We start from the raw sequence: 15,600 nt of genomic DNA, 5'->3' as shown, positions 1-15,600 counted from the left end.
AACACGGAAGTTAAGCTCTTCAGCGCCGATGGTAGTTGGGGGTTTCCCCCTGTGAGAGTAGGACGTTGCCAGGCAATTAAAAAACACAGAGAATTACTCTGTGTTTTTTGCTGTCTTCATTTTTCATTGACTTCTTAGATAACGAACAAGTTTATTGATGGAGTTGATGGAGATTCCTATTTATATGTATTTTTTAATAAGAATTGTAAAAGTAGAAAGGGTACTTTAGTAGTTGTAATGCTCAAAAATCTTTGGATAAATGGGAAATCGTTACTTGCGTATGAATGCAATAATTCATTCCACCATTCTGTCTCGTATCGACAAATCATGCTTAAATTGTATAGTAGTAAATAATGGACCATAATTTCAGATATGTTATTAGGTTGTTCTCGATTAATTAAAAAATAATAAGTTTCATTTGTCATATGATATTTCAATGGCATACAAGTTAAAGGGTGTAATGCTTCGCTATCGTCCATTGTAAAGGTAATAGTGTCTTGATTTTGAAATTGTTTATCAATATGTAGTTTATATGGGATAGTATGATTAATATGTTCTGTAAAGCGGTTATAAGTCATATGCAACACGTCTAAAATGTCGTTTGGGAATGTTAAGTGCTGGTCTGATTTGTGAGCAACTGTACAGCTATTCAGTTTGTTGTTGGTCATTTCAAAAAGATCATATAACTCAGGTACTTCTTTTAATAATGAAATCATCGAAAACTTCTCTCCCTCAAGATGTTTCATGTGAAACATTTTGTCGGAAAAACAAGTAAATAATCCATTTTTTTGTACTTTTACTTCATCAAATAGAAACTCATAGCTTTGTTTTTTTCTTTTTCGTGTTGATACACCATGAGCTAATACTGAGGTGGTTTCAGGGTATTGTGGGTCAACTGTTAATAAACATGCTTTGAGTAACTGTACCATTCCGTAAAATAATAATACCGGTTGTATTGACAAGGGTGCTTGAGAAGCAAGTTGATAATAGTTTTTTCCATGTTCTATATAGTAGATGAATGGGTAACAATTCTCGTAGCTCTTTTTTTCATGTTCAATTACCTCTAATTTTGTATAACTTTGATTTAAAAAGTCTCTGACTGTTACTGCAGAAAAAAATGAAGAGAATGATTGCCATATGCTTTTACTACTTATCAAATTACTTCCTCCATTACATAAATATATATTTGAAAATTCTAACTTATTTTTACTTCCTTGACAGTAGTTTATCCAGTTGATACTCTACTAATAATATTTTTTTCTATTAAAAGGGGGACTTGATGTTGTGGGAATCAAAATTTGTTAAAGAAGGTTTAACGTTTGATGATGTATTATTAGTTCCAGCTAGATCAGAAGTGTTACCTAGAGAAGTAAACTTACAAGTTCAGCTTACAAAAAAAATAACGTTGAACGTGCCAGTGATTAGTGCTGGAATGGATACTGTTACAGAAGCCGAAATGGCAATTGCTATGGCGCGCCAAGGTGGAATGGGTATTATTCATAAGAATATGTCAATTGAACAACAAGCTGAGCAAGTTGATAAGGTAAAACGATCTGAAAGTGGTGTCATTTCAGACCCGTTTTTTTTAACTCCTGAACATCAAGTGTATGATGCAGAACATTTAATGGGGAAATACCGTATTTCAGGTGTTCCGATCGTCAATAATAACGAGGAGCAGAAACTTGTAGGTATAATTACAAACCGTGATTTACGTTTTATCCAAGACTATTCTATGTTAATTTCTGATGTTATGACAAAGGAAGAACTGGTAACTGCTCCAGTTGGGACGACATTAGAAGAAGCTGAGAATATACTACAGCATCACAAAATTGAAAAATTACCTCTTGTAGATAATCAAGGAGTACTAAAAGGTTTAATTACGATAAAAGATATTGAAAAGGTCATTGAGTTTCCTAATTCAGCAAAAGATAAACAAGGGCGTTTATTGGTAGGGGCTGCTGTCGGGGTTACAGCTGATACAATGCTTCGTGTGGAAGCATTAGTGAAGGCAAGTGTTGATGTCATTGTTGTTGATACTGCTCACGGTCATTCAATCGGGGTGTTAGATACAGTTAAGAAGATTCGTCAAACTTATCCAGAATTAGATATCATTGCTGGAAATGTTGCCACAGCTGAAGCGACAAAGGACCTAATTGAAGCAGGTGCAAATGTAGTTAAAGTAGGAATAGGACCAGGTTCTATTTGTACAACTCGTGTAGTAGCTGGAGTTGGTGTACCACAAATTACTGCAATTTATGATTGTGCCACTGAAGCTAGAAAACACGATGTTGCGATTATTGCAGATGGTGGAATAAAATATTCAGGAGATATTGTTAAAGCTTTGGCTTCTGGTGGACATGTGGTTATGTTAGGTAGTCTACTTGCAGGTGTAACTGAAAGTCCAGGGGAGACAGAGATATTCCAAGGCCGTCGATTTAAAGTTTATCGTGGTATGGGGTCTGTTGGAGCGATGGAAAAAGGTAGTAAAGATCGTTATTTCCAAGAAGATAATAAGAAGTTTGTTCCCGAGGGTATAGAAGGTCGTTTACCATACAAAGGTCCTTTAGCAGATACAGTATATCAGCTTATCGGTGGTATACGATCAGGTATGGGGTATTGTGGTGCACAAAATTTAAAAGCACTTCGAGAAAAATCTCAATTTATTCGGATGACTGGAGCAGGTTTAAGAGAAAGCCATCCGCATGATGTACAAATTACAAAAGAGTCCCCTAACTATTCAACGAGTTAACAAGGTTAGCAGTTGATAAATAAAGGCTTGTTACTTTTCGTACTAAAAACGAAACACTACACAACTAGAATTCGTGGCATCTTTTCTTCTGTACAACAACGACTAATCATGTTAAACCACCTTATTGGTTCTAATTGGCTAACAATAGCAACAAAGTTTACGAAAAGAGCCTAAATAAGTGATAAATGATCGTCAACCAAGGACAAAAAAACTATATAAAACGGCGCTTGCATGACATTCTAAGACATAAGGAATTGACGATAGAATCGGTTATAAGCATGTTCATTTGCTGACCGATTTAGCATAAAAAATAAAAATTGATGCGATGAGAAGTGAATCAGGCTTTTAATAATTATGTTTTAAGATTGTCAGGAGATAGTGTGTATAACACTATCTATTTTTTTTTAGTAGAATATGATACAATAACGTCTATGTAATGTTAATGATGGAGGGTTTTTTAGTGAAAAACAGATATCAAAAAGGCTTAATTATAAGTCTTTTATCAATGATAATATTAATGACTTTTACGAATACATCTCAACGTGCGTATGCTCAAGAAGATCCACTAAATATCGAAGCTGATGCAGCGATAGTTGTAGAAGCGTCAACAGGTAAGATTTTATATCAAAAAAATATAGATACAATATTAGGTATTGCAAGTATGACTAAAATGATGACTGAATACTTGCTACTAGAAGCTATTGATCAAAAAAAGGTGACATGGGATCAAGAATATCCCGTATCAGATTATGTCTATAAAATATCACAAGATACAGGTTTGTCGAATGTTCCTCTTGTACAAGATGGAAAATATACAGTAAAAGAACTTTACGAAGCGATGGCCATTTATTCTGCTAATGGCGCGACCATTGCTTTAGCTGAAGTGATTGCAGGTTCAGAAACAGAATTTGTCAAGATGATGAATGCTAAGGCGAAAGAGCTTGGCTTGAAGGATTACAAGTTTGTAAATTCTACGGGACTTAATAATAATAGTCTTTATGATATGCACCCTGAAGGTACAAGTAAAAGCGACGAAAATTTAATGTCTGCTAGAACAACAGCTACACTAGCTTACAAGTTATTTAATGATTTCCCGGAGATTATTAATACTGCAAGTATTTCTAAAAAAGTGTTTAGAGAAGAAGGCGATTATCCTATTCAGATGGCTAACTGGAATTGGATGCTTCCAGGATTACTCTATGAATACGAAGGAGTAGACGGAATAAAAACAGGATTTACTGATTTAGCCGGCTATTGTTTCACAAGTACTGCAGAAAGAGATGGCATGCGTTATATTACCGTTGTAATGAACGCAAAATCAAACGGGAAATCTATTCCAGAAGCTCGATTTATTGAAACTGAAAAGCTGTTAGATTATGCGTTTGCTAATTTTAAAATACAAGAACTTTACCCTGAAGGTTATCAAATTAAAAAAGAATCTACTTTTCCTGTTGTGAAAGGTAAAGAAAAAGAGATTGAGGTATTTACAGCAAATCCAATCAAGACAGTAATTAAAAATGGCGAAGCTGAACAATTCGAGCCTGTATTTAATATTAGTGAAGAAGTATTAACAGAAGACGGTGCGTTAACTGCTCCTATTAAAAAAGATGATGTAGTAGGGACGATGACTGTTTCATACGAAGGTGACAATGGTTATGGTTTTTTAACCTCAGAAGGTGAAAAAACGATGCAAACAGATATCATCACGAAAACAGCTGTAGAAAAAGCAAACTGGTTTGTTTTAATGACTAGAGGAATTGGTGGATTTTTCTCAGATGTATGGACAAGTGTATCTGAAACAGTAAAAGGTTGGTTTTAACCACATTCATAACTTGTATAAAAAGATGATTGGCTCCCTTGATGGGAGCCTTCTTTAAAAGGATGAAGGGTGTAGTATATTGAATTTGAAAATAGCTTTTGAACGTCAGCTAACGACCGAAGTTAAAAGCACATTCAAATGAAATCATTCCAATGCACGCTGTGGATGAATAAGGTATTTACGCTTTTCTTGATAAAAATGAAAATTTACTATTAGGATTTTCTAGTTTTTTAATGTAAAATAATACACAATGGATTAATAATGGTTCAAGGAGGACAACATTAATGGTTAATACAGGTACTGATCGCGTAAAACGTGGTATGGCAGAGATGCAAAAAGGTGGCGTTATCATGGACGTGGTAAACGCTGAACAAGCGAAGATAGCTGAAGAAGCTGGAGCTGTGGCAGTTATGGCTTTGGAGAGAGTTCCTGCTGATATAAGAGCTGCTGGTGGAGTTGCAAGAATGGCAGACCCAACAATTGTAGAAGAGGTAATGAATGCTGTTTCGATTCCAGTTATGGCGAAGGCGCGTATCGGCCATATTGTTGAAGCACGTGTACTTGAATCTCTAGGTGTAGACTATATTGATGAAAGTGAAGTTCTTACACCTGCAGATGAAGAGTATCATTTAAATAAAAGAGAATATACTGTGCCTTTTGTATGTGGATGCCGTGATTTAGGAGAAGCGACTCGACGTATTGCCGAAGGTGCATCTATGCTTCGTACAAAAGGAGAACCTGGTACAGGCAACATCGTTGAAGCTGTACGTCATATGCGTAAAGTAAATGCTCAAATTAGAAAAGTTTCTAGTATGAGTGAAGATGAATTAATGACAGAAGCAAAAAATTTAGGAGCACCTTTTGAGCTTCTTTTACAAATAAAAAATGAAGGTAGATTACCGGTCGTTAATTTTGCTGCTGGTGGAATTGCAACACCTGCGGATGCAGCGTTAATGATGCAATTAGGTTCTGATGGAGTATTTGTTGGTTCGGGTATATTTAAATCAGAAAATCCCGCTAAGTTTGCACGTGCAATTGTAGAAGCAACAACACATTTCCAAGACTATGAGTTAATTGCTAGTCTTTCTAAAGGTTTAGGTACAGCGATGAAAGGTATTGAAATTTCATCAATCTTACCAGAGCATCGTATGCAAGAACGTGGATGGTAATTAAGGAGTAGTAGATATGGTGAAAATAGGTGTTTTAGGCCTTCAAGGAGCAGTGCGTGAGCATGTTTGGGCTATAGAAGCTGCAGGTGCGGAAGCCGTTGTGATAAAAAGGGTTGAGCAATTAAATGAAGTTGAGGGGTTAGTTTTGCCTGGGGGCGAAAGTACAACGATGCGTCGTTTAATTGATAAATATAGTTTTATGGAACCACTAAGAGAATTCGCTTCAGCAGGTAAACCTATGTTTGGGACATGTGCCGGTTTGATTTTGCTAGCTAATGATATTGTTGGCTACAAGGAAGCACACGTTGGGGTTATGGATATAACTGTAGAAAGAAACTCGTTTGGTCGCCAAAGAGAAAGCTTTGAAGCAAAGCTTTCAATATCTCACGTAGCGGATGATTTTATTGCTGTATTTATCCGCGCTCCTCATATCGTCTCAGTAGGAGAGGATGTTGAGGTATTAGCAAAGCATAATAACAGAATTGTAGCAGCTAGGCAGGACCAGTTTCTAGGATGTTCCTTTCACCCCGAATTAACAGAGGATTATCGGTTAATGAGTTATTTTGTTAGTATGGTTGAAGAAACGAAAGAAAAAAATTATGTATAAAACAGTTGCAAGTTCAAAATACTTATAGTAAATTATGTATACCAATCTAAAAATGAAGAAGCAACGACAGGAAATAGTAACAAGAATCTTTTTCTGAAAGAGAGTCGGTGGTTGGTGCGAACCGATGGGGAAGACTTGTGAATCCATCCTCGAGCAAAAATACTGAACAAACCTATTTTAAGGGTAGTAAGTATTTTCGGTAAAGTACCGTTATTTATTTGAAGTGAAAGATAATGTTGTCATTGTCTTTAACTAGGGTGGCAACGCGGGTTAACTCTCGTCCCTTCTTATAGGGATGGGAGTTTTTTGTTTGTTTAGGCCCTTTTTGTAAGCTTTGTCGCTATTGTTACTGAATGAAAACAGCTAGTTTTTCTTTGACAATTATCATTGCTTTAAAGAAAAACAGATACTACCAACACTAGTTGCCTGTTGAATTTATTTTTAGTAAGTAAAAAACAAGGGATCTTGATACGAAAACAGCTTTTATTTTAAAGGAGGGGTAACAATGTTAGATTTAAAAGTATTAAGAGGTAATTTTGAAGAAGTTAAAGAAAAACTAACATTTCGAGGAGAAGATTTAACCGATTTAGGACGCTTTGAGGAGCTTGATCAAAAGCGTCGTGAATTAATCGTAAAAACTGAGGAATTAAAAAGTAAAAGAAATGAAGCTTCTCAACAAGTCGCAATGCTTAAGCGTGAGAAAAAAGATGCAGATCATCTAATAACTGAAATGAGACAAGTCGGAGAGCATATAAAAGAGCTTGATGTTGAACTCCGTAAGGTTGAGGAGACTTTACAACAATTATTATTATCAATACCCAATATACCACATGAGAGTGTCCCTGTTGGTGAAACTGAGGATGATAATGTAGAGGTACGTCAATGGGGGCAAGTTCCTCAATTTACTTATGAGCCAAAACCCCATTGGGAGATAGCTGACGATCTAAATATTTTAGACTTTGAACGTGCTAGTAAAGTAACTGGTAGCCGGTTTGTATTTTATAAAGGTTTAGGGGCAAGGCTAGAGAGAGCTTTAATGAATTTTATGTTAGACCTACATGTTGAAGAGCATGGATATGAGGAGTTATTGACGCCATATTTAGTGAATCGCGCTAGTATGACAGGAACAGGTCAGCTTCCTAAATTTGAAGAGGATGCTTTTTTAATTGATAGTGAAGACTATTTCTTAATTCCTACTGCCGAAGTACCCGTTACTAATTTATATAGAGATGAAATATTGTCTGGTGAACAACTCCCTATTAATTATGCAGCGTATAGTTCATGCTTCCGTTCTGAGGCTGGCTCAGCTGGTAGAGATACAAGAGGACTTATTCGACAGCATCAATTCAACAAGGTAGAGCTTGTGAAATTTGTTAAACCAGAGCATTCATATGAGGAATTAGAAAAAATAACTAGTCATGCTGAAAAAGTGCTACAATTACTTGGATTACCATACCGTGTGATGAGTATGTGTACAGCAGACCTTGGCTTTACAGCTGCGAAAAAGTATGATATTGAAGTATGGTTGCCGAGCTATGGAACGTTCCGTGAAATTTCATCTTGTAGTAATTTCGAGGCATTTCAAGCACGTCGTGCAAACATTAGATTCCGTCGTGATAAAAAAGGAAAACCAGAGCATGTTCATACGTTAAATGGGTCTGGATTAGCAATTGGACGTACAGTTTCTGCGATACTAGAGAATTATCAACAACAAGATGGAACAGTCATTATCCCAGAGGTATTACGTCCATATATGAGAAATAAAGATGTAATTGGCTAGTAATAACAATGGGAAAAGTAATTTTATTGTAGAGAAGAAACGCTACATTTATTATAAGGTAGCAAATTGTTTATTACTAAAACTATGGTAAGTAGAATAAATGGAGGGGAGTGAAAACTCTCCTCAAAAAAGTTGTTAATTTATGTTGACAGGCTAGTCTATCATATGGTATATTAATTCTTGTCGATACGGAGGAATACCCAAGTCCGGCTGAAGGGATCGGTCTTGAAAACCGACAGGGGTGTCAAAGCCCGCGGGGGTTCGAATCCCTCTTCCTCCGCCATAATTTTGATTACAATTATCAAGCGCATAATATAATTGGAGATCTGTTGAATTCGTTACACGCGTAACGAATTTTTTAGTATAATTTTTGAATTGTGATCGTCATTACGGTTACGCCCCACATAATTCATACGATAATTGCATATAGCATATAAAAAACGAGCAATGGTTTTATTGCTCGTTTTTTATATGCTATTTAGTTAACACTCTTGAATGTTTTATAAACGTTGATATTCGTTCAATAACAGGCTCAATTGACTGCTTGTTTGAAATGATATCATAATCATTGATGTTAATGCGTAAAACTGGACACGCATTAAAATTGTTTATCCAGTTTTCATATCGTTCGTGCATTTCTTTCCAATACTCAATAGGCGTTTGTTGTTCCATTGGTCGACCACGCTCTTGTATCCGAGAAATAATATCATCTAAGCTTCCTTCAAGGTAGATTAACAAGTCAGGATGCGGGAAATAAGGTGTCATCACCATTGCTTCAAATAGGTTTGTATATGTTTCGTAGTCTACAGCAGACATTGTTCCTTTTTCGTAATGCATATTTGCAAAAATACCTGTATCTTCATAAATAGAACGGTCTTGTATAAATCCTCCACCGTATTCAAATATTTTCTTCTGTTCTTTAAAACGTTCTGCTAAAAAATAAATCTGCAAGTGAAAGCTCCACTTATTAAAATCACTATAAAATTTATCTAAATAAGGGTTTGAATCCACCTTTTCAAAGGATGTACGGAATTGTAAAGCATTAGCTAACGAATTTGTCATCGTTGATTTACCTACACCCACTGTACCAGCTATTGTAATAACAGCATCATTTGGTATTTCATATTTTTCTCGCAAATTCATTGAATTCTGCTCCTTTTAGTAAAGTCTGTTGTAGTATGTTTAGAATCATTTCTAAATCATTTTGATTTTGGACAAAGTCGAGTTGATCACCATTAAAGCGGAGAACTGGGATTGTAGGATTCTCACGTTCAAATTGTTCCATAGCTTGTTCGTAATCACTACATAATTGTTCTAAATAGCTAGGCTCAATATTTTTTTCAATGTCTCTACCACGCATGTTAATTCTATTAAGTAATGTATCTAAACTTGCATGTAGGTAAATAACTACATTTGGAGTAGGTAAATCCGCAGTTAAGATATTGTATACTTGTATATATTTAGTAAGTTGGTGATCTTTTAGCGTGCGTTCAGCAAAGATTAAGTTCTTAAAAATATGATAATCAGATACTACTGCTTTATTTTGTCTTATATATTTTTGTTCAATGTCTTCGAGTTGTTTGTACCGATTACAAAGAAAGAACATTTCCAACTGAAAACTCCACTCGTCAATATCTTCATAAAATTTTCCTAAAAAAGGATTCTCATCAACGATTTCTTTTAATAAATGGATATTAAAATGATTTTCAATTGCTTTTGCGAGTGAAGTTTTTCCGACACCGATTGGGCCCTCTACTGTTATAAAAGGTGTTTGTTTCATTATGTTGTCCCCCTCTTAAAAGGTAAAGAAAATCCTGCTTTGAATTCGAGTTATATTCATGTACGAGGTTTGAAATATTAAGCTTCTATCTATAGGGAGAAGAATAAATGCATATGCATTTTGTATAACAACCAAACGTACGATCAAAAAAACTGACAAATTGTATTTTATCACAGTGAATCATTTCACGGTGTGACAATCTGAAAGAAATTGTTGGGAAATAAAAATTAATACATTAGCTATTGGATATTATCATTGGTAAATTATATATGAAAGGAACGAAAGAGACTACTGTATAATGTATCATATATTTATAATAGTTAATTAAGGCTCTTTTCGTAAACTATGTTGTTTTACTAAAATCGACAGTAAGAAGTGTTTTAAAGGAGCTCAATAAATGTAAAAGTAGAAAAGAGGCTACGAACGCTAAATGTATACGTGATTATATTTTAGAACGTAAAGCAACAATTATTGAGAAAAAAGCCCTAATTATAGCGGGAGTTCTCTTAAAGTACTAATTGTAAGATGACTAATCTACATCACTTGTAAAATGATTTGTGTTAGTTATTTGGATTTTTTTCTATGAGTCAGTCCCTAGATATTAAGTACAGTGCCAATCCTCTCAATTCAATTCGTTCCATAGATAACGCCCGAAGGCAAAAGGTGCATTCGAGTGAATAAATGTACCACTTTTCAGGAAGGTCCGTAGCCTTTGCCCACTATATAACAAGGAGATAAAAAATGAATACAGACGAATATTACATGCGCCTTGCTCTTAATGAAGCAAAGAAAGCTGAACTAATAAATGAGGTTCCTATTGGTGCTGTAATTGTAAAAGATAATGAAATTATTGCTTCCGCTTTTAATTTACGTGAAAGAGAACAAAGATCGTTAGCCCATGCTGAATTACTTGCAATTGATGAAGCATGTAAAAGTATAGGATCTTGGAGATTAGAAAATACGACGTTATATGTTACGCTAGAACCATGTCCGATGTGTGCTGGAGCCATTGTATTGTCAAGAATTCAGAGGGTTGTTTACGGTGCCAAAGATCCAAAGGGAGGTTGTGCTGGAACAATTATGAATCTTTTAGACGAGAAAAGGTTCAATCATCAAGTAGAAGTTGAAAGTGGAATCTTGGAGAAAGAGTGTGGTTCTATCTTAACAACTTTTTTTAATAATATACGGAAAAGGAATAAAGAGAAAAAATGAAAAAATTTACAAAAAAATAATTTTCATATAATTTACAGTTTGTATTTCATTGCAATTTTTCGCTAAAGGCTTTATACTATTAATTGCGTTGGTAACAATGCATATAATATTTGGTTTCAATTTTGCCGTGCTAAGCGGGGAGGTAGCGGTGCCCTATACTCGCAATCCGCTCTAGCGAGGCCGAATCCCTTCTTGCGGTTAGTCCATTTTAGGGTCTGACTTAAGTAAGTGGTGTTGACGTCTGGGTCCCACGCAATGGGAATCCGTGAACCCTGTCAGGTCCGGAAGGAAGCAGCAGTAAGCGGAAGCTCTCATGTGCCGTGGGGTTGCCTAGACTGAGCTAACTGCTTAAGTAACGCCTAGGATGACTAATCAACGGAAGGTGCACGGCAGTTATTATACAAATAAAACTCACTCTTTAAGAGTGAGTTTTTTGTATAATTGAATAAAAAGATTTATCTTTCACTTTGAAAATGATTAATTAAGTAAGGTATAATGAATAAGATAAAAATGTGAAGGGGGCGTGTTTTTGAGTTACCAAGCTTTATATCGTGTTTGGAGACCACAACAATTTCATGATGTAGTTGGTCAGGACCACGTTACCAAAACACTTCAAAATGCACTGCTCCAGCAAAAGTTTTCACATGCATATCTTTTTTCTGGCCCTCGAGGTACCGGGAAAACAACTATTGCAAAAATTATAGCTAAAGCAGTAAATTGTCAAAAAGCACCTATTGCAGATCCATGTAATGAATGCAGTAGTTGTCGCGGCATATCAGATGGATCAATTTCTGATGTTATTGAAATTGATGCTGCATCTAATAACGGAGTAGATGAAATTAGAGATATAAGAGATAAGGTGAAGTATGTACCTAGTGCAGTTAGATACAAAGTGTACATTATTGATGAAGTGCATATGTTATCTATAGGTGCATTCAATGCATTATTGAAAACTTTGGAAGAACCGCCAGAGCACGTTATTTTTATTTTAGCTACAACAGAACCTCACAAAATACCTTTAACTATTATTTCGAGGTGTCAAAGGTTTGATTTAAAAAGAATATCACCACAATCAATTACCTTAAGGTTGAAAACTATTCTTCAACATCAGCAGGTGATTGTGAAAGATGATGCGTTACACGCAATAGCAAGAGTAGCTGAAGGTGGAATGCGGGATGCATTAAGTTTGTTAGATCAGGCATTATCTTTTAGCGGGGAAGAAGTTCAACTGAATGATGTGCTAACAGTTACAGGAGCTGTTTCACAGTCTTTTATTGCGGATATCGTTGCTGCCTTAAAAGATAGAGATGTTTCTAAAGGGCTTAAATCGCTAGATTCGTTAATGAATCAAGGTAAAGATCCAATGAGGTTTGTTGAAGATGTAATCATGTACTTTCGTGATATGCTACTATATAAAACAGCCCCTAACCTAGAAAATGTTCTTGAACGACTAACAATTGATGAGCAATTTAAGCAACTGGCTGACGATTTTAGATCTTCTGAAATTTACACGATGATTGATCGATTGAATAAAAGCCAACAAGACATGAAATGGACAAATCACCCTCGGATATTTTTAGAGGTAACGATTGTAAAGCTCTGCCAACTTGAAGAGCCTGAGACGATAAAGCAATTGCCGGAAATTGATTCATTAATGTCAAAAATAGAACAGCTAGAATCAGAGCTAAATCAACTAAAAGTTAGTTCTCAACATAATCAAGCACAACAAACAGATTCATCACAAGAAAAGCGATCGCAAAAAGGAACAAGAAAAAGTGGCTACAAAACACCGACTGGTCGCATTCAGGAAATTTTGAATAATGCTACTAAACAAGACCTCCAACTAATTAAAAGTCGTTGGGGCGATATGTTAGACTTGTTAAGAAAACAAAACAAAGTTTCTCATGCAGCTCTATTAAATGATAGTGAACCTGTCGCTGCCTCAAATGATGCCTTTGTGTTAAAATTCAAATACGAGATACATTGTAAAATGGTCGCGGAAAATAATAATAATATTCGTGATAATGTTGATGGTATATTAATTGAGATGGTCGGGAAGCGTTTTGAATTGGTCGGTGTTCCAGAAGAAAAATGGTCAGAAATCAGAGAAGAGTATATTCGTGGTCAAAGAGATGAAGAAGATAATGAAAATGAAGAGGACTTACTTGTTACAGAGGCTAAAAAACTAGTTGGTGATCATCTCATCGAGATGAAAGAATAGATAGAATTATATAAGGAGGAATACAATAATGCGTGGAATGGGAAATATGCAAAAAATGATGAAACAAATGCAAAAAATGCAAAAGGATATGCAAAAAGCTCAAGAAGAACTAGGTGAAAAGTCGATTGAAGGAACAGCTGGTGGAGGGATGGTAACAGTTACCGTTAATGGCCACAAAGAAGTCATCGATGTTGTAATTAAAGAAGAGGTTGTAGACCCTGAAGACATTGAAATGCTTCAAGATCTTGTACTTGCTGCTACAAATGAAGCGTTGAAAAAAGTAGAAGAGATGACTAATGATACGATGGGACAATTCACTAAGGGATTGAACTTACCAGGTGGAATGTTCTAGAGAGAATAATTTTCCGATTATTAAACGGTGAAAAGTACCTTTTAATAATCGGATTTACTGCTTGTTGGGATAAATAGGACGCTAACATTGATCGAAATTGTCTAGCTACAATCCCGTTAACAAATTAACAGAACCACATCTTCTTGACAGCTTGTCATATGGTTATTGTATATAAACAGGCGCATTGCGCTTTTTCTTATCTGGGAGGTTATCCTATGCATTATCCTGAACCAATATCAAAACTAATCGATAGTTTTATGAAGCTGCCAGGGATAGGTCCAAAAACGGCCGTTCGTCTGGCTTTTTTTGTGTTAAATATGAAAGAAGATGTTGTCCTTGACTTTGCTAAAGCTTTAGTCAACGCCAAAAGAAATTTAACGTATTGCTCTAAATGTGGCCATATTACTGACCAAGATCCATGTTATATATGTGAAGATGAGCGCCGCGATCGGAGTGTTATTTGTGTACTTCAGGACCCAAAAGATGTAATTGCAATGGAAAAAATGAAAGAATACAATGGATTGTATCATGTTTTACATGGTGCTATATCGCCAATGGACGGTATTGGACCTGAAGATATAAAGATTCCTGAGCTGTTAAAGAGACTACAAGATGATGAGATACAAGAAATAATATTGGCAACTAATCCTAATATAGAAGGTGAAGCTACCGCCATGTATATATCTAGGTTGCTAAAGCCAGCCAATATAAAAATGACTAGAATTGCCCACGGTCTCCCTGTTGGTGGAGATTTAGAATATGCGGATGAAGTAACTCTTTCTAAAGCATTGGAGGGTAGAAGAGAGCTCTAACTATTATAATCCAAGCTAAGTGAAGACTACTTGATGAGGTGTTTAAGTATGTTTTTTCTAAGAAAAGGTAAGTTACGTAAGCAATACGATAAATCCCTTATTAAGACGATTGAAGAAGTGAAAGAAGATTGGGAACATCATAAGCAGATTGTTGAAAGAAGTGTTGAGCCATCAAGAGAGCTTCTTAATGATCTGAAGATTATAGAGTCTACCTATTTTTTCCTTCTACGAGAAGCAAAAAATCGACAAGTATCAATGGCTAAATTCACCTAAGTGTTTTGTTGTAACGCTCATATAGTAAAATTAGATGCTGTTTTTACTATTTAAGAACATATGACGTAGCGTTACGTTTTTAACACGTTTTTGAAAGACGATAGGTACAACGTACTCTTGTTTTTTATGTATTTGATCTATGTCCAAAAACAAATTAAACCAAATATACATTACAAGTTAAGTGTTTTTTTCTATCATATAGATGATTTTAAAGTTCTTTTTCCTATGCTTGTTCAATATATTGTAGTAAAAACAATAGAGGAGAGGTATAGGAATGGAACCTATTCTTGTAATATCAATTTTTATATTTATTATCGTGCTATTATTATTAGTAGGTGCTCCGATAAAACCGTTACGTATGATTGGGCAAGGGTTTATTAAACTATTAATTGGTGCTTTGTTTTTATTTTTCTTAAATGCTTTTGGGGCTAGTTTAGGATTACATATACCGATAAACTTTATTACATCGGCTATATCGGGCTTTTTAGGTATTCCAGGATTAACAGCACTAATTATTATCCAGCTATTTGTATTACCGAGTGTATAACAATAGATGGTTGTTTATTTTTTTTGTAAAAACCAATTGACACTATTATTTAATATATGATATATTATTTCTTGTCGCTGCTTCAGACAACACATTGAATTTAAAAAAGTGTTGACACAAACTGACTGAAGTGATATGATAATTAAGTCGTTTTAATAAAGTTCTTTGAAAACTAAACAAAACAAAAGCGTCAACGTTAATTTTTTTGAACAAATGAGCAATCAAACTTTATTGGAGAGTTTGATCCTGGCTCAGGACGAACGCTGGCGGCGTGCCTAA

Annotated in this window: 14 protein-coding genes, 1 tRNA gene, 1 rRNA gene, 1 other RNA gene and 1 other annotated feature; of the genes, 14 read left to right on the top strand and 3 right to left on the bottom strand. The window is 35.3% G+C overall.

What is annotated here, in order from left to right:
* A 5S ribosomal RNA gene (gene rrf, locus JM172_RS25745) occupies positions 1 to 74 on the top strand; the annotation flags it as partial.
* Between the two features lie 102 nt (positions 75 to 176).
* On the opposite strand, the gene JM172_RS23215 is transcribed toward rrf, so the two are convergent.
* A complete protein-coding gene (locus JM172_RS23215) occupies positions 177 to 1,157 on the bottom strand; it encodes a YaaC family protein (RefSeq protein ID WP_214484759.1) in 981 nt (326 codons plus the stop codon).
* Positions 1,158 to 1,282: 125 nt separating this feature from the next.
* Here JM172_RS23215 and guaB point away from each other — a divergent pair, with 125 nt between their 5' ends.
* From guaB to JM172_RS23185, 6 genes are all read left to right on the top strand, one after another.
* A complete protein-coding gene (guaB, locus tag JM172_RS23210; protein WP_214484760.1) occupies positions 1,283 to 2,749 on the top strand; it encodes an IMP dehydrogenase in 1,467 nt (488 codons plus the stop codon).
* A 445-nt stretch (positions 2,750 to 3,194) separates the two neighbouring features.
* Complete coding sequence (locus tag JM172_RS23205; RefSeq protein WP_214484758.1) at positions 3,195 to 4,568, top strand: serine hydrolase; 1,374 nt, start codon at positions 3,195 to 3,197, stop codon at positions 4,566 to 4,568.
* Between the two features lie 284 nt (positions 4,569 to 4,852).
* Positions 4,853 to 5,737, top strand: coding sequence for a pyridoxal 5'-phosphate synthase lyase subunit PdxS (gene pdxS, locus JM172_RS23200; protein WP_214484757.1), 885 nt, complete (start codon positions 4,853 to 4,855; stop codon positions 5,735 to 5,737).
* A gap of 16 nt (positions 5,738 to 5,753) precedes the next feature.
* Positions 5,754 to 6,344, top strand: a complete 591-nt coding sequence (gene pdxT, locus JM172_RS23195; protein ID WP_214484756.1) for a pyridoxal 5'-phosphate synthase glutaminase subunit PdxT — start codon at positions 5,754 to 5,756, stop codon at positions 6,342 to 6,344.
* 54 nt (positions 6,345 to 6,398) lie between these two features.
* Positions 6,399 to 6,632, top strand: a binding site (T-box leader).
* Between the two features lie 217 nt (positions 6,633 to 6,849).
* Positions 6,850 to 8,124, top strand: coding sequence for a serine--tRNA ligase (serS, locus tag JM172_RS23190; protein WP_214484755.1), 1,275 nt, complete (start codon positions 6,850 to 6,852; stop codon positions 8,122 to 8,124).
* A gap of 190 nt (positions 8,125 to 8,314) precedes the next feature.
* Positions 8,315 to 8,407: transfer RNA gene (locus JM172_RS23185), tRNA-Ser, on the top strand.
* Between the two features lie 191 nt (positions 8,408 to 8,598).
* On the opposite strand, the gene JM172_RS23180 is transcribed toward JM172_RS23185, so the two are convergent.
* A complete protein-coding gene (locus tag JM172_RS23180) occupies positions 8,599 to 9,267 on the bottom strand; it encodes a deoxynucleoside kinase (protein WP_214484754.1) in 669 nt (222 codons plus the stop codon).
* Positions 9,245 to 9,904 (bottom strand): deoxynucleoside kinase, encoded by a 660-nt coding sequence (locus JM172_RS23175; RefSeq protein ID WP_214484753.1) that lies wholly within the window; start codon positions 9,902 to 9,904, stop codon positions 9,245 to 9,247. The genes JM172_RS23180 and JM172_RS23175 overlap by 23 nt, the downstream gene beginning before the upstream one ends.
* Positions 9,905 to 10,645: 741 nt before the next feature.
* Here JM172_RS23175 and tadA point away from each other — a divergent pair.
* The 7 genes from tadA (at position 10,646) to JM172_RS23140 (ending at position 15,321) form a co-directional block, all read left to right on the top strand.
* Positions 10,646 to 11,116, top strand: coding sequence for a tRNA adenosine(34) deaminase TadA (gene tadA, locus JM172_RS23170; RefSeq protein WP_214484752.1), 471 nt, complete (start codon positions 10,646 to 10,648; stop codon positions 11,114 to 11,116).
* A gap of 125 nt (positions 11,117 to 11,241) precedes the next feature.
* Positions 11,242 to 11,506: signal recognition particle sRNA large type (gene ffs, locus JM172_RS23165), an RNA gene on the top strand.
* Between the two features lie 139 nt (positions 11,507 to 11,645).
* Positions 11,646 to 13,337 (top strand): DNA polymerase III subunit gamma/tau, encoded by a 1,692-nt coding sequence (gene dnaX, locus JM172_RS23160; RefSeq protein WP_214484751.1) that lies wholly within the window; start codon positions 11,646 to 11,648, stop codon positions 13,335 to 13,337.
* Positions 13,338 to 13,365: 28 nt separating this feature from the next.
* Positions 13,366 to 13,689, top strand: coding sequence for a YbaB/EbfC family nucleoid-associated protein (locus JM172_RS23155; RefSeq protein WP_214484750.1), 324 nt, complete (start codon positions 13,366 to 13,368; stop codon positions 13,687 to 13,689).
* Between the two features lie 215 nt (positions 13,690 to 13,904).
* Positions 13,905 to 14,501 (top strand): recombination mediator RecR, encoded by a 597-nt coding sequence (recR, locus tag JM172_RS23150; RefSeq protein ID WP_214484749.1) that lies wholly within the window; start codon positions 13,905 to 13,907, stop codon positions 14,499 to 14,501.
* Positions 14,502 to 14,549: 48 nt separating this feature from the next.
* Entirely contained in the window at positions 14,550 to 14,774 is a 225-nt protein-coding gene (locus tag JM172_RS23145) for a YaaL family protein (RefSeq protein WP_214484748.1), read from the top strand.
* Between the two features lie 274 nt (positions 14,775 to 15,048).
* Complete coding sequence (locus tag JM172_RS23140) at positions 15,049 to 15,321, top strand: pro-sigmaK processing inhibitor BofA family protein (RefSeq protein ID WP_214484747.1); 273 nt, start codon at positions 15,049 to 15,051, stop codon at positions 15,319 to 15,321.
* Positions 15,322 to 15,600 lie beyond the last annotated feature (279 nt).

It is taken from the genome of Bacillus sp. SM2101, assembly GCF_018588585.1.
Classification (GTDB): Bacteria; Bacillota; Bacilli; order Bacillales; family SM2101; genus Nanhaiella; species Nanhaiella sioensis.
The sequence above is the reverse complement of the archived record's forward strand: the minus strand, read 5'-3'. Positions and strand labels throughout refer to the sequence as shown.

Coding starts and splice junctions, on each gene's coding strand:
- JM172_RS23205 (WP_214484758.1), top strand. CDS start 3,195: ATGGAGGGTTTTTTAGTGAAAAACAGATATCAAAAAGGCTTAATTATA.
- pdxS (WP_214484757.1), top strand. CDS start 4,853: ATGGTTAATACAGGTACTGATCGCGTAAAACGTGGTATGGCAGAGATG.
- pdxT (WP_214484756.1), top strand. CDS start 5,754: ATGGTGAAAATAGGTGTTTTAGGCCTTCAAGGAGCAGTGCGTGAGCAT.
- serS (WP_214484755.1), top strand. CDS start 6,850: ATGTTAGATTTAAAAGTATTAAGAGGTAATTTTGAAGAAGTTAAAGAA.
- JM172_RS23180 (WP_214484754.1), bottom strand. CDS start 9,267: ATGAATTTGCGAGAAAAATATGAAATACCAAATGATGCTGTTATTACA.
- JM172_RS23175 (WP_214484753.1), bottom strand. CDS start 9,904: ATGAAACAAACACCTTTTATAACAGTAGAGGGCCCAATCGGTGTCGGA.
- tadA (WP_214484752.1), top strand. CDS start 10,646: ATGAATACAGACGAATATTACATGCGCCTTGCTCTTAATGAAGCAAAG.
- JM172_RS23155 (WP_214484750.1), top strand. CDS start 13,366: ATGCGTGGAATGGGAAATATGCAAAAAATGATGAAACAAATGCAAAAA.
- recR (WP_214484749.1), top strand. CDS start 13,905: ATGCATTATCCTGAACCAATATCAAAACTAATCGATAGTTTTATGAAG.
- JM172_RS23145 (WP_214484748.1), top strand. CDS start 14,550: ATGTTTTTTCTAAGAAAAGGTAAGTTACGTAAGCAATACGATAAATCC.
- JM172_RS23140 (WP_214484747.1), top strand. CDS start 15,049: ATGGAACCTATTCTTGTAATATCAATTTTTATATTTATTATCGTGCTA.